A 20,232-nucleotide genomic window follows, 5' to 3' on the forward strand; every position below is an offset into this window, starting at 1 on the left:
GAACGGGGTGCGCCGCGCGCACCGCTGACGGGTTACCGGTGCGCGTGGCGCACCCTACGAGAGAAGTCGCCATGGCACTGGCCAAACGCATCATCCCCTGCCTCGACGTGGACAACGGCCGCGTGGTCAAGGGCGTCAAGTTCGAGAACATCCGCGACGCCGGCGACCCGGTGGAGATCGCCCGCCGCTACGACGAGCAGGGCGCGGACGAAATCACCTTCCTCGACATCACCGCCAGCGTCGACGGCCGCGACACCACCCTGCACACCGTGGAGCGCATGGCCAGCCAGGTGTTCATCCCGCTGACCGTGGGTGGCGGCGTGCGCACCGTGCAGGACATCCGCAACCTGCTCAACGCCGGGGCCGACAAGGTCTCGATCAACACCGCCGCGGTGTTCAACCCGGAGTTCGTCGGCGAGGCCGCCGCGCGCTTCGGCTCCCAGTGCATCGTGGTCGCCATCGACGCCAAGAGGGTCGCCCCGGGCCGCTGGGAAATCTTCACCCACGGCGGGCGCAAGCCGACCGGCCTGGACGCCGTGGCCTGGGCCAAGAAGATGGAAGACCTGGGCGCCGGCGAGATCCTGCTCACCAGCATGGACCAGGACGGCGTGAAGAGCGGCTACGACCTGGGCGTCACCCGCGCCATCAGCGAGGCCGTGGGCATCCCGGTGATCGCCTCCGGCGGCGTCGGCAACCTGGAGCACCTGGCCGCTGGCATCCTCGAAGGCAAGGCCGACGCGGTGCTGGCCGCCAGCATCTTCCACTTCGGCGAATACAGCGTGCCGGAGGCCAAGGCTTACCTGGCCAGCCGCGGCATCGTGGTGCGCTGACAGCCTGCTGTGCGGGAGTCGCTAACCGGCCATGACCATGGCCGGCTAGAATAGGAGGGTCTGTTCGCCACGGCGAACCCCTCTTCGACAAGGAGTCCCTATGCTGCTCTCCAGGCTGCTGGCCCTGTTCCTGCTGTTGGTCGGCACCACTCTGGCGCGCGCCGAATCGCTGGTGCTGCTCACTGAGAATCTTCCCCCCTTCAACATGGCCGTCAGCGGCGGCAATTTCGCCCGCGACGACGGCATCACCGGCATCAGTACCGAGACCACGCGCCTCATCTGCGAGCGCGCCGGCATCGAATGCCAGCAGATCCTCCGCTTCCCCTGGGAGCGGGTCTACACCCAGGCGCTCAACGAGGCCGGCTACGGCCTGTTCTCGGTGGCGCGCACCGCCGAGCGCGAAGACCTGTTCAAGTGGGTCGGCCCCATCGCCGGCGAGGACTGGGTGCTGCTCGCCCGCGCCGACTCGCCGATCCAGCTGACCAGCCTGGACCAGGCCGGCCAGTACCGGCTGGGCGGCTACAAGGGCGACGCGCCCAGCGAGAAGGTGGTCGAGAGCGGCCTGCAGGTGCAGCAGTCGCTCTACGACAAGGAGAACCCGGTGCGCCTGGCCGAAGGCCAGATCGACCTGTGGGTGACCTCCTCGGTGGCCGGCCAGTACCTGGCCCGCCAGCAGGGCTACGCGGACTTCCGCGTGGTGCTGACCTTCGGTCGCGGCGACCTCTATCTGGCGCTCAACAAGCAGACGCCGGACGCCACCGTGGACAAGCTGCGCACCGCCCTGGAGCAACTGCGCGGCGAGGGTCGCCTGCAGGCCATTTCCCAGAAGTATTGAGTTTCGCCGCCTACACTTGGGTGGGCGCCGTGTCGTCGCATCTGGTTCGCTTCTTGCGTGATCGCCGGGAGCGATTTCTCCGGCGCTGGCCGCCGTGACGTAGTTCCATGTGCTGTCATCCTGGCGTGGCACTATGCGCGCTTCAGCCGTGCCACCCGTGTGCGCACGGCCACTTGCAGAGAAGTCGCCCGAACAACCACAACTCTGGAGCTGTACTGCAATGTTGAAGTATCTGCACAAGGCGCTGTTCCTGGCGCTGCTGGCGCTGGCCGGCGGCGCGCGAGCCGAAGTCTCCGACGACTACAAGATGATCCTGCTGACGGAGAACTTCCCGCCGTTCAACATGGCCATCGACGAGAAGAACTTCGCCCGCGACGACAGCATCGACGGCATCAGCGCCGATATCGTGCGCGAGGTGTTCAAGCGCGCGGGCATCAACTACAACCTCAGCCTGCGCTTCCCCTGGGACCGCATCTATCGCCTGACCCTGGACAAGCCTAACTACGGCCTGTTCTCCACCACCTTCACGGAAGAGCGCAAGCCGCTGTTCAAGTGGGTCGGCCCGCTGGCCAAGAGCGAGTGGGTGCTGCTCGCCGCGCCGGGCAGCACGATCAAGGTCAACAGCCTGGACGAGGCCCGCCAGTACACCATCGGCGCCTACAAGAACGATGCCGTCAGCCAGCACCTGGAAAGCAAGGGCCTCACGCCGGTCAACTCGCTGCGCGACCAGGAAAACGTCGCCAAGCTGATGAGCGGCAAGATCGACCTGTGGGCGACCACCGACCCGGTCGGCCGCTACCTGGCCAAGCAGGAAGGCGCCAGCGGCCTGCAGGTGGTGCTGCGCTTCAACAGCGCCGAGCTGTTCCTGGCGCTGAACCAGGAAACCCCGGACGAGGTGGTCCAGCGCCTGCAGAAGGCCCTGGACGAGCTGCGCGCCGAAGGCTTCGTCGACGAGATCACCAGCAACTATCTATAAGCCGCGGCGGCCGGCCGGTGAGGGCCTGCGCGCCGCCACCGCCCGGTGGTTCGTGCTAACCTTCTGCCGCTCCGGTTGGCTGATGGCCACGTTCAGGGCACAGGAGAGCGGCCCGCTCTCCCGCCTTCCCCGACTGTCAAGGATACGGATATGTTGTTGAAGCGACTGACCATGGTGTTGCTGGGCGCAGGCCTGCTGCTGTCCACCCTGGCGCGAGCCGAACTGCCCGCCGACTACAAGGTGGTGCTGCTGACCGAGAACTTCCCGCCCTACAACATGGCCACCAACGGCAAGAACTTCGCCCGCGAGGAAAACCTCAGCGGCATCGCCGTGGACGTGGTGCGCGAGATGTTCAAGAGTGCCGGCATCGGCTACCACATGACCCTGCGTTTCCCCTGGGCGCGGGTCTACAAGATGGCCCTGGAGAACCCCGACCACGGCGCCTTCGTGATGGCCAAGCTGCCGGAGCGGGAAAGGCTGTTCAAGTGGGTCGGCCCCATCGGGCCGGACGACTGGGTGATGCTGGCCCGGGCCGACAGCACCATCAACCTGATCAGCCTGGAGCAGGCCAAGTCCTACCGGGTCGGCGCCTACAAGGGTGACGCCATCGAGGAGCACCTGCTCGGCCAGGGCCTGCAGCCGATCAGTTCGCTGCGCGACCAGGAGAACGCCCACAAGCTGCAGGAAGGCAAGATCGACCTCTGGGCCACCGGCGATCCCGCCGGCCGCTACCTGGCCAAGCAGGAGGGCATCACCGGCCTGAAGACCGTGCTGCGCTTCGACAACACCGAGCTGTACCTGGCCCTCAACCCGGAGACCCCCGACGAGGTGGTCGAGCGCCTGCAGAAGGCCCTGGATGGCCTGCGCGCCAGCGGCAAGGTCGACCAGATCTTCCAGAACTACGTGCAGTGATCCGCGTAGGGTGCGTCGTGCGCACTGCTGCCGTTCGCGGTGGCTGGTGCGCATGGCGCACCCTACGAGAGCGGGCCGCGGTGGCGTGTATACGACCAATAAAAAGTCTGTGTCTCCGTTAGTTGTTGCACACCTTGTGGGAGCGGCCTTATCCGCGAATTTCGCGGCCAATCGGAATGCCGCCCAGCCGCTCCCACAAGAGCAGAATTACGCCACCAACACGTAACGGGTACATGGCCAATAAAAAAGACTCTGTACCCGTTACGTGTTGTAGTGCTCTGACTCATTCTGGGTCCCCGCCTGCGCGGGGATGACGAGGTAGGGGGGAGTTTCTTCCGAAACTGTCATTCCCGCGCAGGCGGGAATCCAGGGGCAGGCAGCTGCAGCGTTCAGATAGAGGGGCTTGACTGCGCAGCACGTAGGGTAGCCGCTTGCCGGCGTAACCCGCCTGCGGTGGCGCGGTCGATTGCGCTGGTGGTTACGGCCTGTGGCCCAACCACCCTACCGGCGCCCAGGCAGGCCGCTTCCGCAGGGCAGCTGTAGTATCTGCAACCCGCAACGGGGTCATAGCCAATAAAAGACGATGTCCCCGTTAAATGCTGCGAGCGGATTTATCCGCGAATTTCGCGGCCAATTGGAATGCCACCCAGCCGCGCCGTGCCCACGAAAGCAGGATTGCGCCACCAGCACGTCACGGGGACATGGCCAAGAAAAAACCGGGCATCGCCCGGTTTTTTTCGTTTCCGCCCCCGGGGTCAGTCGCCGCGGGTGACGCTCAGCCCCTTGAGCAGGTTGAGCGCCTGACTCAGCTGGTAGTCGTCGTCCTGCGGGCGCGGGTCCTGTTTCTTGCGGCTGCCGGTCGGGCGGTCTTCACCGCCGTTGCCGTTGCCCAGGTGGCCGGCCAGGTCGGCTTCCTTGATCAGCTCGCCGCCGTCCTCGCGGGTCAGCTTGGCGCGCGTCACCTCGATGTCCGGGATGATGCCTTGGGCCTGGATGGAGCGGCCGTTGGGCGTGTAGTAGAGGGCGGTGGTCAGCTTCAGGGCGCGGTCGTTGTTCAGCGGCAGCACGGTCTGCACCGAGCCCTTGCCGAAGCTGTCGGTGCCCATCAGCACGCCGCGCTTGTGGTCCTGCAGGGCGCCGGCGACGATTTCCGAGGCCGAGGCGCTGCCGCCGTTGATCAGCACCACCAGCGGCACGCCCTCGCTGGCGTCGACCGGGTCGGCGTTGAAGCGCAGCTCGGAGTTGGCGATGCGGCCCTCGGTGTAGACGATCAGGCCCTGCTTGAGGAAGTGGTCGGCCACCTCGACCGCGGCCTGCAGCACGCCGCCGGGGTTGTTGCGCAGGTCCAGCACCAGGCCGCGCAGCTTCTTGCCGTTGTCCTTGCGCAGCTTGGCCAGGGCCTTGCCGACTTCCTCGCCGGTGTTGACCTGGAACTGGGTGATGCGGATCAGCCCGTAGCCATCCTCCAGCATCTGGCTCTTCACGCTGCGCACCTTGATCACCGCGCGGGTCAGCTCGACGTCGAACGGGCGGCCGCCCTCGCGCACCAGGGTCAGGCTGATCTTGCTGCCGGCCTTGCCGCGCATCTTGTCCACCGCCTCCATCAGCGACATGCCCTTGGTCGGCTGGCCGTCGATCTTGACGATCAGGTCGCTCGGCTGGATGCCGGCCTTGGAGGCAGGCGTATCGTCGATCGGCGAGACCACCTTGATGAAGCCGTCCTCGGTACCGACCTCGATACCGAGACCGCCGAACTCGCCGCTGGTGCTTTCCTGCAGCTCGGCGAAGGCTTCCGGCTCGAGGTAGGCCGAGTGCGGGTCGAGATTGCTGAGCATGCCCTTGATGGCGTTCTCCAGCAGGGTCTTGTCGTCCACCGGCTTCACGTAGGCGGCCTTGATGCGGTCCATCACCTCGGCGAAGGTGCGCAGCTCGTCCAGCGGCAGCGGTGCTTTGGCGTCGGTCGCGGTGGCGGGCGCCTCGACCACTTCTGCGGCCGCCGCGGCCGTGCCGCCGAGCAGCAGGCCGAGGGCCAGGGCGATGGGGGTGAGGCGACGGAATTGCTGCATGTGAACTCCCAATGTAATGAGGCACCGACGTCGCTGGCCGTCAGCCCTGGGCGCGGCACCACTGCGCGGGGTCGCTCGGGCGGCCCTGCTGGCGGATGGCGAAGTACAGCGCCGGGGTATCCTGGCCACCGCTGGTGCCGACCGTGGCGATGGCTTCTCCTGCCTTGACGATGTCACCGGCGTCCTTCAACAGGCTCTGATTGTGACCATACAGGCTCAGGTAACCGTTCCCGTGATCGAGGATGACCAGAAGCCCGGCGCCACGCAACCAGTCGGCGAACACCACGCGCCCGCCGTGCACCGCGTGTACCTGGCTGCCTGCGCCGGCGCCGATCAGCACGCCGTCCCAGGTGGAGCGTGAATCGCCGGCGCGCGGCGAGCCGAAGCGCGCCACCAGGCGGCCGTTGACCGGCCACGGCAGCTTGCCCTTGGCCTTGGCGAAGGGACCGCCGAAGGCCGCGCCGTCGCTGGAGACCGCCGGGCCGGACGGGGTAGAGGGCCTGCCTGACTCGCGCGCCTTCTGCGCCTCCAGCGCGGCCAGGCGACGGGCCTCCTCGGCTTCGCGGGCCTGGCGGGCCAGGGTTTCCTCGATGGTCTTGAGAACGCGGGATAGCTCGATCTGTTCCTGCTCTCGCGCCTTGAGCTTGCGGTCGCCGGCGCCGTATTCCTTGTTCAGCTTGGCCAGCGCCACCTGGCGCTCCTTGCGCACGTTGGCCAGTTCGCCGCGGCGAGTGTCCAGGGCGCTCTTCTGTTCCTGCAGCTGGGCCTGCTGGCTGGCGATGTCCTGCTCGACGTTGGCCAGCTGGCGCAGGGTCTCGTTGAAGGCGCCGAGCTGCTCCAGGCGGGCCTTGCCCAGGTAGTCGTAGTAGGTGAGGTTGCGCGAGAACTGCTCCGGCTGCTGCTGGTTGAGCAGCAGGCGCAGCGGTTCCCGCTGGCCGCTCTGGTAGGCGGCGCGCGCCTGGATGGCGATCAGCCGCTGCTGCTCAAGGCGCGACTGCTGGAGTTTTTTTTTCTCCTGGTCGAGGCGCTTCAGCTCTTCCTCGCTCTTCTTCAGTTCGCCTTCCAGGCCCTTGACCTGTTTCTCCAGGCCGCCCATTTCCTTCTCGGTGCGCTGCAGCTCCTTCTGCACGCCGGATTTCTCCTGCTGCAGCTTCTCCAGCAGTTTCTTCAGCTCGGCCACGTCGGCGCGGGCGGCTTCCAGCTGCTTCTGGGTTTCCGCCTTCTCGTCGGCGAAGGCCGGGACGACAAGGCAGGACAGGAGTACGAGGGCGAGGGCGCGGAACATGGGCGATGCGGGCACCTGGAGCGAGGACGGCCTAGTATGCCCGTGGCGCCGCGCAAAAAAAACGCCCGCAGGCGGCAGCCGGCGAGCGTTTCACGGATTGCTCCGGGTTATTGCAGCTGGACGATGGTGGTGCCGGTCATTTCCGCCGGCACCGGCATGCCCATCAGGGTCAGCAGGGTCGGCGCCACGTCGGCCAGCACGCCGCCTTCGCGGATGCGCGCCGGGCGCTTGCCGACATAGATGAAGGGCACCGGCTCGCAGGTGTGGGCGGTGTGCGCCTGGCCGGTGCACTCGTCTTCCATCTGCTCGACGTTGCCGTGGTCGGCGGTGATCAGGGCCTCGCCGCCGACCCTGTCCAGCGCCTCGACGATGCGGCCGACGCAGGTGTCCAGGGTTTCCACGGCCTTGACCGCCGCCTCGAACACGCCGGTGTGCCCGACCATGTCGCCGTTGGCGTAGTTGACCACGATCACGTCGAAGCGCTGGTTGTCGATGGCGTCGACGATCTTGTCGGTCACTTCCGGCGCGCTCATCTCCGGCTGCAGGTCGTAGGTGGCGACGTTGGGCGATGGGATCAGGATGCGCTCCTCGCCGGCGAAGGGCTCTTCGCGGCCGCCGGAGAAGAAGAAGGTGACGTGGGCGTACTTCTCGGTCTCGGCGATGCGCAGCTGGGTCTTGCCGTTGTTGGCCAGGTACTCGCCGAGCACGTTGGTCAGCGGTTCCGGCTTGTAGGCGCTGGGCGTCGGGATGGTGGCGGCGTACTGGGTCAGCATGACGAAGCCGGCCAGTTGCGGCACGCGCTTGCGCTCGAATTCCTTGAAGCCGGGCTCGACGAAGGCGCGGGTCAGCTCGCGGGCGCGGTCGGCGCGGAAGTTCATGAATACCACGGCGTCGCCGTCTTCCACCTTCACCGGCGCGCCGATGGTGGTGGCCTTGACGAACTCGTCGCTCTCGCCGCGCGCGTAGGCGGCTTCCAGGCCCTCGACGGCGCTGGCGGCGGCGAACTGGCCCTGGCCCTCGACGATCAGGTGGTAGGCCTGCTCGACGCGGTCCCAGCGGTTATCGCGGTCCATGGCGAAGTAGCGGCCGGTGAGGCTGGCGATGCGGCCCTTGCCGAGACGGGCGAAGGTGGCGTCGAGCAGTTCCAGCGAGGGCTGCGCGCTCTTCGGCGGGGTGTCGCGGCCGTCGAGGAAGGCGTGCAGGTAGATCTTCTCGGCGCCACGCCGGGCGGCCAGCTCGGCCATGGCCACGATGTGGTCCTGGTGGCTGTGCACGCCGCCGTCGGAGAGCAGGCCGAGGATGTGCACGGCCTTGCCGGCGCCCACTGCCTTGTCCACCGCGGCGTTGATCTCGACGTTCTCGAAGAACTCGCCGTCGCGGATCGCCTTGGTCACCCGGGTGAAGTCCTGATACACCACGCGGCCGGCGCCGAGGTTCATGTGACCGACCTCGGAGTTGCCCATCTGCCCGTCCGGCAGGCCCACGTCCATGCCGCTGCCGGAGATCAGGCCGTGCGGGTAGGTGGCGCGCAGGCGGTCGTAGACTGGGGTGCGGGCGGCGTGGATGGCGTTGTATTCGGGGCTGTCGCTGTGGCCGAAGCCGTCGAGGATGATCAGGACCAGGGGTTTGGGCGTGGCGCTCATGAAGGCTGGCTCGCTGTGGTGATCAAAAAGGTCGGGCATTCTACCGGCGGAACACCCGCTGCGTCACCGCCGGGCGGGGCTTGGCCCGATGGGCGCGCTGTGTATACTGGCCGCCATTTTAGGCTTTGGAACCTCGCGATGCTGGCCCAACTGATTGAATTTGCCACTAACCACTATGTATTGAGTGGATGCTTCGTCGTGCTGGCGGTGCTGCTGCTGGTCACCGAGCTGCGCAAGGGCGGGCAGAGCCTGTCGAGCCGCGAGCTGACGGCGCTGGTGAACCGGGACGAAGGCGTGGTGCTGGACATTCGCAACAGCAAGGACTTCTCCGCCGGCCATATCGTCGACGCGCTGAACATTCCGTTCGACAAGGTCGCTGGCCGTCTCTCCGAGCTGGAGAAGTACAAGGCCAAGACCATCATCGTGGTCGATGCCATGGGCCAGCACGCCGGCAGCGTCGCCCGCGACCTGAAGAAGGCCGGCTTCACCGCCGCCAAGCTGTCCGGCGGCATCGCCACCTGGCGCGGCGACAACCTGCCGGTGGTCAAGTGACATGACCGAGGTGGTCGTCTATTCCAGCGCCTGGTGCCCCTACTGCATCCGCGCCAAGCAGCTGCTGACCGGCAAGGGCGTGGCCTTCCGCGAGGTCAGCGTGGACGGCAAGCCGGACGTGCGCGCCGAGATGACCCGCAAGGCCGGGCGCACCTCGGTGCCGCAGATCTGGATCGGCGCCACCCATGTCGGTGGCTGCGACGACCTCTTCGCCCTGGAGCGCGCCGGCCGGCTCGACGCGCTGCTCGGCTCCTGAACCCTTTCAGAAACCCCTAGTACAGAAGAACTGCCATGACTGAACAAGCAACCAACGGCGCCGCCGTCGAGAACAACGAAGGCCCTCAGTTTTCCCTGCAGCGCATCTATGTGAAGGACCTGTCCTTCGAGGCGCCGAAGAGCCCCGAGATCTTCCGCCTGGAGTGGGCCCCGAGCGTCGCCCTGGACCTGAACACCAAGCAGCGCCAGCTGGACGGCAACTTCTTCGAAGTGGTGCTGACCCTGTCGGTCACCGTGAAGACCGGTGAAGACATCGCCTTCATCGCCGAAGTGCAGCAGGCCGGCATCTTCCTGATCCAGGGCCTGGACCCGGCTTCCATGAGCCACACCCTGGGCGCCTTCTGCCCGAACATCCTGTTCCCCTACGCCCGCGAGACCCTGGACAGCCTGGTCATCCGCGGTTCCTTCCCGGCCCTGATGCTGTCGCCGGTGAACTTCGACGCCCTGTACGCCCAGGAGCTGCAGCGTCAGCAGGAAGCAGCCGGCGCCCAGGCCTGATCGCCCGCCGCTGTCGAGGAGCCGCCGCAAGGCGGCTTCTGCGTTTCAGGCCCCGGCGAAATCCAGCTGGCGCCAGCCCTCGTAGACCACCACCGCCACCGCGTTGGACAGGTTGAGGCTGCGGCACTGGGGACGCATGGGCATGCGCAGGCGCTGCTCGTCCGGGATCTGCGCCAGCACGTCGGCGGGCAGGCCGCGGCTTTCCGGGCCGAACAGCAGCAGGTCGCCGGCGCGGTAGCTCATCTGGGCATAGCCGTGGCTGGCCTTGGTGGTGAAGGCCAGCACCCGGTTGGGCTGGACGTCCGTGATACAGTCGGCCAGCGATGCGTGGCGCTTCAGCGTGGCGTATTCGTGGTAGTCCAGGCCCGCGCGGCGCAGGCGCTTGTCGTCCAGTTCGAAGCCCAGTGGCTCGATCAGGTGCAGGTGGCAGCCGGTGTTGGCGCAGAGGCGGATGATGTTGCCGGTGTTCGGAGGAATCTCCGGCTGGAACAGTACGACATGAAACATGGGCGGGGCTCGGCGGGACCGGGGCCGCCATTCTACATCGCCGCCGGCGCCATTCCGCGCGACGGCGGCTCTTTGCGGTGGGGGAATCGCCTTGACCTGGTTCGCCAGAAGAACGGACGCGCGCGTCGAGGACGATCCGCGGGCGCGGGCGGATGCCCGCATCGCCCGCCGGGAACGCATCGAGCGCCTGCGTCGCGGCAGTGTCTGGTACCTGGCCGTGATGCTGCTGGCGACCCTGATCGGCCTGATGATCGGGCGCGTGGTCAACGGCCAGATTCCCTGGGGCGGCGTCCCGCCCCCGCGCCAGACGCCGCCGCTGCAGGTGATGGTGGAAAGCGAGGCCGGCGCGCTGCGTCTGCAGCTTGTCTCGGAACGTCCGCTGGAGTACCGCCGCGTCGAGGCGCCCGGCGCGGTGAGTCTGGTCCTGGTGGATACCCAGCTGCCGGGCGAGCCGCGCAGCGGCCGCGTGACGGGGCCGGGCGGCAGCCTGTCCTGGCGGGTGGAACCCCGTGGCGCCGATGTCCACGTCCTGCTGGTCGGCCTGGGAGAGGGGCTTCGGGTGCTGGACCGGGCGCTGCCGTCCGCCGACGACTGGCGGCTGGTGATCGAGGCCCGGATGGACCCGCCGTAGAGCGCAACGGTGCATCGGATTTGGGCACGCTGCACTGGATGGGGTCACGGTCCACCGTTCGGTTGGCTCCTGCCACTGGCGGCGCGGAGGGCGCATGGTCCGTGGTCGCGGGCGGTTTTCCCGGTTTTGTCGCGCCAGAAAGCACAAGGGCCACCGCGGAGGGTGGCCCTTGTGCCTGGCTTGTAAAAGAGGGGATTCCCCGGCCTGCCTGTACCAAGGTCCCCAAAAAAGCAGTTGCCTGATACTAAGCAGGAGGTGTGCCAGTTTTGTGACGACGCCCGAAAAACCTTTCTGCCCTGTCTGTGATCTGCTGCTCGCCGACGAAGGTGCGCCGCGCGTGATGGGGGCCGTCTGACTAGGCTTAGGGTCTGCCTGCGTTTCGGCTTGATATGTGCTGAGACGTCAATGGACTCTGGGATGTTTTGCAGTCGGATGTCGGTTATGAACGGATTTCGTGGCGCGGTGCTGTGGGTCGCCCTGCTGCTGGTGCAGCCGGTCGCGGCCGAGCACCTGCGCCTGGCGGGCAATCCCTGGCCGCCCTTCACCGACCAGCGCCTGCCCCAGAACGGCCTGGCGGTGGAGCTGGTGACCACCGCGCTGCAGCGGGCCGGGCATACCACCGAATATGTGGAAGTGCCCTGGGCCAGGGCGCTGAGGGGTTTCCAGCAGGGCGACTACGACGTGGTGGTCGCCGCCTGGTACAGCCCCGAGCGGGCCCGCTACGGACGGTTCTCCGAGCCCTACCTGGTCAACCGCATCCGCTTCCTGCGCCGCGCCGGCACGCCCTTCGAGTTCCGCGGGCTGGACAGCCTGAGGCCGTTCAGCATCGCGGTGGTGCGCGGCTACAGCTACGACCCGGCGTTCGACAAGGCGCCCGGGCTGGACCGGGTGCCGGTGCTGGAGTTCGCCATGGGCGCGCGGATGCTGGCGGCCGGGCGCGTGCAGCTGACCCTGGAGGACGAGCTGGTGGCCCGCTACCACCTGCGCCACGGGCTACGGGAGATTCGCGGCTCGGTGGAGTTTGTGGAGACGCCGCTCAGCGAGAACGGCCTGCACATCATGCTGCGCCGCAGCCATCCGCTGCACCGGCAGATCGTGCGCGAGTTCGACGCGGCCATCGCCGCGATGAAGGCCGACGGCAGCTACCGGCGCATCTTCAGGCGTCACGGCCTGTAGGGGCACTGGCGATGGTGCGCCCGCGGCCGCTGCGCTTGGCCTGGTACAGGCGCATGTCGGCGAGGTGCAGCAGGCTCTCCAGGTCGTCCGGTATGCCGTGGTAGACGCCGGCGCTGAAGCCCAGCGGCGGCGCGCCGGGGGCGTACTTCAGGGTGGCGCAGTGCTGGCGCAGGGTGTCCAGGGTGTGGGTCACCGTCTCGCCGTCGACACGGCTGACCAGGGCGAATTCCTCGCCGCCCAGGCGTCCCAGCAGGGTGTCCGGGAACGCCTGGCGCAGGGCGCGGGCGAACTGCAGCAGGGCGGCGTCGCCGCTGGCGTGGCCGTGCTCGTCGTTGATCGTCTTGAAGTGGTCGAGGTCGATCATCGCCACGCTGAGGTCCTGGCCGCCCTTCTGCGCCTGGCGTATCAGGTCCACGCCCTGCTCGTAGAAGGCGCGGCGGTTGTACAGGCCGGTCAGCGAGTCGAACAGCGCCGCCTGTTTCAGCGCGCGCATCATGTCGCGGCGCTCCAGGCAGGACATCACCCGGCAGTTGAGTTCCTCGGGGCAGAACGGCTTGCGCAGGAAGTCGTCGGCGCCGTGCTTGATGAACAGGGCGCTGAGCGAGCCCTTGGCGTCGGCCGAGAGGCCCAGGATGATCAGCTCGTTGCGCTTCATCTTCTGCCGCAGCAGCTTGACCAGTTCGAAGCCGCTGACGCCGGGCATGCTGTGGTCGACCAGGAACAGATCGATGTCCGGCTGCTCGCGCAGGATGCGCAGCGCCTCGTCGCCGTCGCAGGCGTCGATGATCTGGTACAGGTGCGGGGTCAGCACCCGGCGGATGAAGTGGCGGGTGGCCTCGGAGTCTTCCGCCACCAGGATCTTCACGTGGCTGTTGCTCTCCAGCCGGTGCAGCAGGCGAAAGGCGTATTCGTAGGAGTGCTGGCTCTCCTTCAGCACGTAGTCGACCACGCCCTTGAGCAGCAGGTCGTCGCGCCGGTGCTCGTCGTAGGAGCCGCTGAGCACGATGCAGGGCAGGTTGTACTGCATCACCAGGTCGACGATCTCGCCGTTCGGCGCGTCGGGCAGATTGAGGTCGACGATGGCGGCGAAGAACAGTGCCGAGGAGGTTTCCAGCAGCACCTGGGCCTCGCCCAGCGAGGCGCAGAACAGCGGCTGCAGCGCCGGCTCCTGGCGGAACAGGTGGTCGAGGATCTTCAGTACCAGCGGGCTGTCTTCGACAACCAGGATGTTGCGCATAGCCGTCTCGCCTCTAGATCATCCGTACCTTGACCGCGCGTCCCTTGATCCGGCCGCTCTGCAGGCGCTGCATGGCCTGGCGGGCGACGGCGCGGTCCACCGCCACGTAGGCCTGGTAATCGAAGATGGCGATCTTGCCCACCTTGTCGCCGGGGATGCCCGCGTCGCCGGTCAGCGCGCCGAGGATGTCGCCGGGGCGCAGCTTGTCCTTGCGCCCGGAGGCGATGCACAGGCTGTGCATCGGCGGCAGCAGCGGCTCGCCCTTGTCCTTCAGCTCGCCGAGCAGTTGCCAGGTCAGCGGTGTGCCTTGCAGTTCCTCGATGGCCTGGGCGCGATGGGCCTCGCTCGGCGTCACCAGAGACAGCGCCAGGCCCTTCTCGCCGGCACGGCCGCTGCGGCCGATACGGTGGATGTGCACCTGTGGGTCGCGCGCCAGTTCGACGTTGAGCACCAACTCCAGGCCGGCGACGTCCAGGCCGCGGGCGGCGACGTCGGTGGCCACCAGCACGCTGAGGCTGCGGTTGGCGAACAGGGTCAGCACCTGGTCGCGGTCGCGCTGCTCCAGGTCGCCGTGCAGGGCGGCGGCGGAAATCTTCTCGGATTCGAGCAGGGCGGCCAGTTCGTCGCACTGCTGGCGGGTAGCGCAGAAGGCCACCGCCGGCTGCTTGCGGAAGTGGCGCAGCAGGCGGATCACCGCCTCCATGCGCTGGTTCGGCTCGATCTCGTAGAAACGCTGCTCGATCTGCCCGTCGTCGTGCAGCGCCTCCACCTGCACCCGCTCCGGCTCGCGCAGGAAGCGCGCCGCCAGCTGGCCGATGCCTTCCGGGTAGGTGGCGGAGAACAGCAGGGTCTGGCGTCGCGCCGGGGTCTGCTCGATGACCTCGGCGATGCTGTCGAAGAAACCCATGTCGAGCATGCGGTCGGCCTCGTCCAGCACCAGGGTGTTGAGGCCGTCGAGCTTCAGGGTGCCCTTGCGCAGGTGTTCCTGGATGCGCCCCGGGGTGCCGACGACGATGTGCGCGCCGTGCTCCAGCGAGCCGATCTGCGGGCCCAGCGGCACGCCGCCGCAGAGGGTGAGTATCTTGATGTTGTCCGAGGCGCGGGCCAGGCGGCGCAGCTCCTTGGTCACCTGGTCGGCCAGCTCGCGGGTCGGGCACAGCACCAGTGCCTGGCAGCCGAAGAAGCGCGGGTTGAGCGGGTGCAGCAGGCCGATGCCGAACGCGGCGGTCTTGCCGCTGCCGGTCTTGGCCTGGGCGATCAGGTCGCGCCCCGCGAGGATCAGCGGCAGGCTGGCGGCCTGGATCGGCGTCATCTCGGCGTAGCCGAGGGCGGCGAGGTTGTCGCGCATGGCAGCGGACAGCGGCAGGGAAGCGAAGGCGGTGGTCACGGAAAGGGCCTGACGGAAATAATGCCCCGAAGTGTAACAGGCCCCGGCCCGGTGCCGGGCTAGACCTGTTCCTTCAGTTCGGCGATGCGCCGGTCCTTGTCCTGCCACAGCTGGCTGACCCAGGTCTGCACGCGCAGGCGGAATTGCGGGTCGCGCTCGTAGTCGCCGTCCCACAGCGCCGGGTCCAGTTCGCGGGTCTGGATGTCTATGATCACCTTCGGCACCTGTCCGCTGATCAGCTTCCAGAAGCCCGGCGGGCGCAGGCCCGGGTAGACCAGGGTGACGTCGAGCAGGGCGTCCAGCTGCGGACCCAGGGCGGCCAGGGTGAAGGCCACGCCGCCGGCCTTGGGCTTGAGCAGGTGCTGGTAGGGCGAACCCTGCTGAGCCTGCTTGGCCGGGGTGAAGCGGGTGCCTTCGAGGTAGTTGACCACCGTCACCGGCAGGTCTTTGAAGCGCTCGCAGGCGCGCCTGGTGATTTCCAGGTCCTTGCCGGCCATTTCCGGGTGCCTGGCCAGGTAGGCCTTGGAGTAGCGCTTCATGAAGGGATAGTCGAGCGCCCAGAAGGCCAGGCCGAGGAAGGGCACCCAGATCAGCTGCTGCTTGAGGAAGAACTTGAAGTAGGGCGTCTTGCGGTTGAAGGCCTGGACCAGCGCGGGGATGTCGACCCAGGACTGGTGGTTGCTGATCACCAGATAGGAGCGGTCGCGGCGCAGCCCCTCGCCGCCGCGGATGTCCCACACGGTCGGCGTGAGCAGGGCGAAGATCAGCTTGTCGACCTCGGCCCAGGTTTCCGCCACCCACATCACGCCGCGGGAGCAGGCGTTGCGCAGCGCCTTGCCGGGCAGCACCAGCTTGAGCAGGGCGATCAGCAGCAGCGGGCCGATCAGGACCAGGGTGTTGAGCAGCAGTAGCAGGACCACGCTGCAGGCGGTGAGCAGTCGGCGCATGGGGACTCCTTGTCGCTAGGTGGCGCCATGATAGCCGGGTGCGGGGAAATGTCCCTCCCGTTCGCGCCCGCGCATGGCGTGGCGCCGGCCCACGCAGCCCGCGACGCTGCGCTCAAAGCGAAATAAAAGTCGCTGATGGCAATGTGCCCCGTTTCGTCCTGGCGTATTCTGGGGAAAGAATCGGACAACCATTCAGCGGTCCATCCATCGTGCTCAAGCGTATTGCCGTCTCCGAGCTGGTGCTCGGTATGTATATCCACGAGTTCTGCGGTTCATGGATGGACCATCCCTTCTGGCGGGGGCGCTTCCTGCTCGATAACGAGCGGGACCTGCAGCGCGTGCTGGACAGCGACGTGAACGAAGTGTGGATCGACGTGAGCAAGGGCCTCGACGTGCCGGCCGGGCATGTCAGCCAGAGCCTCGAGGAAGTCGAGGCGGAGGCCGAGGCGCGCCTGCTGGCCGCCGAGAGCCGCACCCCGCCGGTGCGCACCAGCCTGGACCACGAGGTGCAGCGGGCGCTCAAGCTGTGCGCCCAGTCCAAGGCGGCGGTGGTGCAGATGTTCAGCGATGCCCGCATGGGCCAGGCCATCGTGCTGGAGCACGTGGCCGAGCTGGTGGAGGAAATCTCCGACTCGGTGCTGCGCCACCCCAACGCGCTGATCAGCCTGGCGCGGCTGAAGACCTCCGACGAATACACCTACATGCACTCCGTGGCGGTCTGCGCCCTGATGATCGCCCTGTCGCGGCAGATGGGCCTGCCCGAGGAGCAGGTGCGCGAGGCCGGCGAGGCGGGCCTGCTGCACGACATCGGCAAGATGGCGATCCCCGACGCCATCCTCAACAAACCGGGCAAGCTCACCGACGTCGAGTTCGGCACCATGCGCCGCCACCCGGAGGCCGGCGCGAAGATGTTGCTGGAGTGCCGCCAGGTCAGCGCGCTGGTGCTCGACGTATGCCTGCACCACCACGAGAAGTTCGACGGCTCGGGCTACCCGCACCGGCTGGCCGGCGAGCAGATCAGCCTGTTCGCGCGGATGGGCGCCATCTGCGACGTGTACGACGCCATCACCTCGGACCGCCCCTACAAGAAGGGCTGGGACCCGGCCGAGTCGATCCGCAAGATGGCCGAGTGGAAGGGCCACTTCGACCCGCAACTGTTCCAGGCCTTCGTCAAGTCGATGGGCATCTACCCCATCGGCTCGCTGGTGCGCCTGGAGAGCGGCCGCCTCGGCGTGGTGGTGGAGCAGCACGAGAAGTCGCTGCTCACGCCGCGGGTCAAGGTGTTCTTCTCCGCCCGCTCGAAGCTGCCGATCCCCCAGGAAGTAATCGACCTGGCCAGGCTGGCCGGCCGCGACAAGATCGTCGGCCGCGAGTCCGCCGAGGAGTGGGGCTTGAAGAACATCGAAGAGCTGTGGTCGGGCATTCCGACCGGCAAGGGCTCGATCTTCGACTGAGTCTCCGCGTCTTTTCCGCACCTTTTCTTCGCTGGCGAACGCTGGGCGAACGTTGCTCCGGATGATGGCTGGGGCAGGCGGCGCTCTCGTGTCGGGAGAAGCAGCAAAGGGGAGCGTCGCCTGCACTCCACGGCAGACGACACGGTGACGAGGGATGAAGGATCTGAAGTACCAGGCATGGCCCGTGAGCCCCGCGCTGACGGCCCGGCTGCTCGCGGCGGAGCCGGAGTTCGTCGGTCTGGAGCGCATCGCCGGCTTGGCCGGCGATGGCTACCTGCGGGTGGCGGCGGTGAGCGCGGACGGCCTGCACGTGGTGGGCATGCTCGCCGACCCGGCGGACGCGCTGAGCATGCGCGCCTTCCTCTGGACCCGCGCCAGCGGCCTGCAACAGCTGGGCGGCCTGAACGGCGGGCGCTACTGCTCCGCCGAGGCGATCAGCGCCTACGGCCGGGTGGTGGTCGGGACCGCCGAGGACGGCGACGCCGAAGGCGCCGACCGCGCCTTCCGCTGGACCCGCCAGGGCGGCGTGTTCAGCCTCGGCACGCTCAACTACGGGCGCTATTCCCAGGCCTACGCCTGCAGCGCCGATGGCCTGGTGGTGGTCGGCGATGCCGCCGACGGCGCGGCCGGCCACGCCTGCCGCGGCTTCTACTGGACCTTCGCCACCGGCATGCGCAGCCTCGGCGCGCTCAACGGCGGCCTGACCAGCCACGCCTGCTCGGTCAGCGCCAACGGCCGGGTGATCGCCGGCTACGCCGACGACGGCGACCGCGATAACGCCCGCCGCGCCGTGCGCTGGACCGAGGCGGAGGGGCTGCGCAACCTCGGCACCCTCAACGGCGGCCACTACTCCATGGCCACCGCGGTCAGCGCCGACGGCCGCGTCATCGTCGGCGTCGCCACCGACGGCCATGCCGGCGAGGCCCTGCGCGCCTTCGTCTGGCGCGAGGAGACCGGCATGCGCGGGCTCGGCGGGCTGAACGGCGGGCTGATCTCCCGCGCCAACGCGGTGAGCGCGGACGGCTCGGTGGTGGTCGGCGTGGCCAGCGACGGCCGCGCGGCCGACGAGGATCGTGGCTTCGTGTGGACCGCCGAGGGCGGCATGCGCACGGTGGAGGCCTGGCTCTACGAACATTCCCTGGCCGCGGCGGCGGTGCCGGTGGTGCAGGCCACCGGGGTCAGCGCCGACGGGCAGATGCTGGTCGGCCAGCTGGAGGGCGAGCGGGCGTTCGTCGCCAGCGTGCGGCCGCGCTGGCCGCTGTTCTGAGTTTCGGGTGCCAGGGAAGGCGCCCACCCTTCGTTCGATTTTCATGGGTCCACAGGGATGTGGCCCACCCTATTCGCTGGGGAGGTGGTTGTGCAGGAGTGGCTGATCGTGGGTGGTCTGCTGGTGGTGTACTGCAGTGGCCTGTATGTGGCGGGCAGGGTTCGCCACCCGGGATGAAAGCGGCGCTTTCAGAACGTGCTTCCACGGCCATGATTCCTGGACGGGCGTAGGGTGCGCTGCGCGCACCGATAAACCGGCAACTCCGTTGCCCGGATGAATCCGGAGCGGCCTTTATCGGTGCTTTTGTTGTTCAACCGATTGCCGAGTGCTCTGATGCTTCTGGTTTCGCCCTCCCGGGCGAGTCACTTTCTCTTGTTTGGCCAAGAGAAAGTAACCAAAGAGAAGGCCACCCCGGCATCCGGCCCTACGCTTCGCTCCGGGTCCCCTCCCTCCGGTGCCGCTCCGGGGGCACGGCATACACGGGCCATCCATGGCCCGTTATGCCTCTCGCCGCATCCCTGCGGCTCGTCCCCCTACGCGACACCTTCACTCGGCCTCCTGACGGGGACTCCGACTCCGAGCTGCTTGATGGTTTTCTTCTGCCGCTACGCGGACTTGGCTCCTGCTTCTATGGCTGCAGCCAACGGTTGGCGATTCGCAGTGCGATTGACTCGGCGTGGCGGGTTGCGGCACCTTGCCGGCTTCATGCCAGCCTGCACGGACGCCATGCCTCATATCCTCATCGTCGAAGACGAAGCCGCCATCGCCGACACCCTGGTGTTCGCGCTGCAGGGCGAAGGCTTCACCACCACCTGGCTGAGTCTGGCCGAGGCGGCGCTGGTGTTTCAGCAGCAGACGCCGGCCGATCTGCTGATCCTGGACGTCGGCCTGCCCGACATCAGCGGTTTCGAGGCGTGCCGGCGGTTGCGGCGGTTCTCGGAGGTGCCGGTGATCTTCCTCACCGCGCGGGATGCCGAGATCGACCGGGTGGTGGGGCTGGAGATCGGCGCCGACGATTACGTGGTCAAGCCGTTCAGTCCACGGGAGGTGGCGGCGCGGGTCAGGGCCATTCTCAAGCGGATGGCGCCGCGCGCGACCGAGACGGCGGGGGACGGGACGCCGTTCCGGGTCGATGCCGAGCGGGTGCAGATCCACTACCGTGAGCAGCTGCTGGTGCTGACCCGCCACGAGTTCCGCCTGCTGCAGACGCTGCTGGCGCAGCCGGAGCGGGTGTTCTCCCGCGAGCAGTTGCTGGACGCCTTGGGCGTGGCGGCCGACGCCGGCTACGAGCGCAACATCGACAGCCACATCAAGAGCCTGCGCGCCAAGCTGCGCCAGGTGGCGGCCGACGCCGAGCCGATCCAGACCCACCGGGGCCTGGGCTACAGCTACAGCCCTCGTCAGGCCTGATCGATCTCCTGCTCCCCGTATCGATCCCGCATTTCCTCCAGCCGCGCTTCGGCCTGCGGCGACGGCTGCCAGCGCTGGCGGGTGGCGGCTAGGCGCAGGCTCAGGGAGCCAGCTCCGAAGCGCTCGGCCAGCGCCTCCGCCTCGTCCAGCAGGGCCAGGGCGCGCGCTGGGGCGTCGCTGGCGAACAGGGCGTCGGCCTGCAGGCGCAGGGTTTCCGGCAGCAGGTAGAGGTCGCTGCGTTGGTGTGCGACACCTACCGCCTGCTCGGCGCGGCGCAGCAGTTCGGCGTGCCGGCCGAGGCGAGCCAGGGCGTCGAGCTGCAGGGTGGCCAGCGTCACCTCGA

Annotated in this window: 20 protein-coding genes; 12 read left to right on the top strand and 8 right to left on the bottom strand. The window is 67.8% G+C overall.

What is annotated here, in order from left to right; translation table 11 throughout:
• Positions 1–71: 71 nt before the first annotated feature.
• From hisF to N5D30_RS19065, 4 genes are all read left to right on the top strand, one after another.
• Positions 72–830 carry an imidazole glycerol phosphate synthase subunit HisF gene (gene hisF / locus N5D30_RS19050; RefSeq protein ID WP_279910222.1) on the top strand — a complete coding sequence of 253 codons (759 nt, stop codon included), beginning with the start codon at positions 72–74 and terminating at the stop codon, positions 828–830.
• A 100-nt stretch (positions 831–930) separates the two neighbouring features.
• On the top strand, positions 931–1,665 hold the full coding sequence (locus N5D30_RS19055; RefSeq protein WP_279910223.1) for an ABC transporter substrate-binding protein: 735 nt from the start codon (positions 931–933) through the stop codon (positions 1,663–1,665).
• 220 nt (positions 1,666–1,885) lie between these two features.
• Positions 1,886–2,641, top strand: coding sequence for an ABC transporter substrate-binding protein (locus tag N5D30_RS19060; RefSeq protein ID WP_279910224.1), 756 nt, complete (start codon positions 1,886–1,888; stop codon positions 2,639–2,641).
• A gap of 153 nt (positions 2,642–2,794) precedes the next feature.
• Positions 2,795–3,553 carry an ABC transporter substrate-binding protein gene (locus N5D30_RS19065; protein WP_220812708.1) on the top strand — a complete coding sequence of 253 codons (759 nt, stop codon included), beginning with the start codon at positions 2,795–2,797 and terminating at the stop codon, positions 3,551–3,553.
• A 755-nt stretch (positions 3,554–4,308) separates the two neighbouring features.
• On the opposite strand, the gene N5D30_RS19070 is transcribed toward N5D30_RS19065, so the two are convergent.
• The 3 genes from N5D30_RS19070 to gpmI all read right to left on the bottom strand — a co-directional run bounded on the left by N5D30_RS19070 (position 4,309) and on the right by gpmI (position 8,547).
• Complete coding sequence (locus tag N5D30_RS19070; RefSeq protein WP_279901618.1) at positions 4,309–5,619, bottom strand: S41 family peptidase; 1,311 nt, start codon at positions 5,617–5,619, stop codon at positions 4,309–4,311.
• 40 nt (positions 5,620–5,659) lie between these two features.
• Positions 5,660–6,904: a murein hydrolase activator EnvC gene (locus N5D30_RS19075; RefSeq protein ID WP_279910225.1), complete on the bottom strand. Its 1,245-nt coding sequence runs from the start codon at positions 6,902–6,904 to the stop codon at positions 5,660–5,662.
• A 107-nt stretch (positions 6,905–7,011) separates the two neighbouring features.
• Positions 7,012–8,547, bottom strand: coding sequence for a 2,3-bisphosphoglycerate-independent phosphoglycerate mutase (gene gpmI, locus N5D30_RS19080; RefSeq protein ID WP_279910226.1), 1,536 nt, complete (start codon positions 8,545–8,547; stop codon positions 7,012–7,014).
• Between the two features lie 138 nt (positions 8,548–8,685).
• On the opposite strand from gpmI, the gene N5D30_RS19085 reads away from it, so the two are divergent.
• The 3 genes from N5D30_RS19085 to secB are packed head-to-tail and all read left to right on the top strand — an operon-like array spanning position 8,686 to position 9,873.
• A complete protein-coding gene (locus N5D30_RS19085) occupies positions 8,686–9,099 on the top strand; it encodes a rhodanese-like domain-containing protein (RefSeq protein ID WP_220813728.1) in 414 nt (137 codons plus the stop codon).
• A gap of 1 nt (position 9,100) precedes the next feature.
• Positions 9,101–9,355 carry a glutaredoxin 3 gene (gene grxC / locus N5D30_RS19090; protein ID WP_279910227.1) on the top strand — a complete coding sequence of 85 codons (255 nt, stop codon included), beginning with the start codon at positions 9,101–9,103 and terminating at the stop codon, positions 9,353–9,355.
• A 35-nt stretch (positions 9,356–9,390) separates the two neighbouring features.
• Entirely contained in the window at positions 9,391–9,873 is a 483-nt protein-coding gene (gene secB, locus N5D30_RS19095; RefSeq protein ID WP_220813730.1) for a protein-export chaperone SecB, read from the top strand.
• Positions 9,874–9,918: 45 nt separating this feature from the next.
• Here secB and trmL read toward each other — a convergent pair whose 3' ends face one another.
• The gene (gene trmL, locus N5D30_RS19100; protein WP_279910228.1) at positions 9,919–10,380 is read right to left on the bottom strand and encodes a tRNA (uridine(34)/cytosine(34)/5-carboxymethylaminomethyluridine(34)-2'-O)-methyltransferase TrmL; all 462 of its coding nucleotides are present in this window, start codon (positions 10,378–10,380) and stop codon (positions 9,919–9,921) included.
• 91 nt (positions 10,381–10,471) lie between these two features.
• On the opposite strand from trmL, the gene N5D30_RS19105 reads away from it, so the two are divergent.
• Positions 10,472–11,011, top strand: a complete 540-nt coding sequence (locus tag N5D30_RS19105; RefSeq protein WP_279910229.1) for a hypothetical protein — start codon at positions 10,472–10,474, stop codon at positions 11,009–11,011.
• Positions 11,012–11,452: 441 nt separating this feature from the next.
• Complete coding sequence (locus N5D30_RS19110) at positions 11,453–12,187, top strand: transporter substrate-binding domain-containing protein (RefSeq protein ID WP_279910230.1); 735 nt, start codon at positions 11,453–11,455, stop codon at positions 12,185–12,187.
• Here the strand turns inward: N5D30_RS19110 and N5D30_RS19115 are convergent.
• The 3 genes from N5D30_RS19115 to N5D30_RS19125 are packed head-to-tail and all read right to left on the bottom strand — an operon-like array spanning position 12,168 to position 15,758.
• A complete protein-coding gene (locus N5D30_RS19115) occupies positions 12,168–13,424 on the bottom strand; it encodes a diguanylate cyclase (RefSeq protein ID WP_220813734.1) in 1,257 nt (418 codons plus the stop codon). The two genes, N5D30_RS19110 and N5D30_RS19115, sit on opposite strands and share 20 nt — an antisense overlap.
• Positions 13,425–13,437: 13 nt before the next feature.
• A complete protein-coding gene (gene dbpA, locus N5D30_RS19120) occupies positions 13,438–14,811 on the bottom strand; it encodes an ATP-dependent RNA helicase DbpA (protein ID WP_279910232.1) in 1,374 nt (457 codons plus the stop codon).
• Positions 14,812–14,870: 59 nt separating this feature from the next.
• The gene (locus tag N5D30_RS19125; RefSeq protein ID WP_279910233.1) at positions 14,871–15,758 is read right to left on the bottom strand and encodes an acyltransferase; all 888 of its coding nucleotides are present in this window, start codon (positions 15,756–15,758) and stop codon (positions 14,871–14,873) included.
• 209 nt (positions 15,759–15,967) lie between these two features.
• On the opposite strand from N5D30_RS19125, the gene N5D30_RS19130 reads away from it, so the two are divergent.
• The 3 genes from N5D30_RS19130 to creB all read left to right on the top strand — a co-directional run bounded on the left by N5D30_RS19130 (position 15,968) and on the right by creB (position 19,889).
• The gene (locus N5D30_RS19130; protein ID WP_220813736.1) at positions 15,968–17,212 is read left to right on the top strand and encodes an HD-GYP domain-containing protein; all 1,245 of its coding nucleotides are present in this window, start codon (positions 15,968–15,970) and stop codon (positions 17,210–17,212) included.
• A 154-nt stretch (positions 17,213–17,366) separates the two neighbouring features.
• The gene (locus tag N5D30_RS19135) at positions 17,367–18,479 is read left to right on the top strand and encodes a hypothetical protein (RefSeq protein WP_279910234.1); all 1,113 of its coding nucleotides are present in this window, start codon (positions 17,367–17,369) and stop codon (positions 18,477–18,479) included.
• Between the two features lie 726 nt (positions 18,480–19,205).
• Positions 19,206–19,889 carry a two-component system response regulator CreB gene (gene creB, locus N5D30_RS19140; RefSeq protein ID WP_279910236.1) on the top strand — a complete coding sequence of 228 codons (684 nt, stop codon included), beginning with the start codon at positions 19,206–19,208 and terminating at the stop codon, positions 19,887–19,889.
• Here the strand turns inward: creB and N5D30_RS19145 are convergent.
• The coding region (locus tag N5D30_RS19145; RefSeq protein ID WP_279910237.1) for a hypothetical protein at positions 19,880–20,232 on the bottom strand (353 nt) is incomplete at its 5' end. The two genes, creB and N5D30_RS19145, sit on opposite strands and share 10 nt — an antisense overlap.

This window comes from Pseudomonas sp. GD03875, assembly GCF_029840585.1.
GTDB lineage: Bacteria > Pseudomonadota > Gammaproteobacteria > Pseudomonadales > Pseudomonadaceae > Aquipseudomonas > Aquipseudomonas paralcaligenes.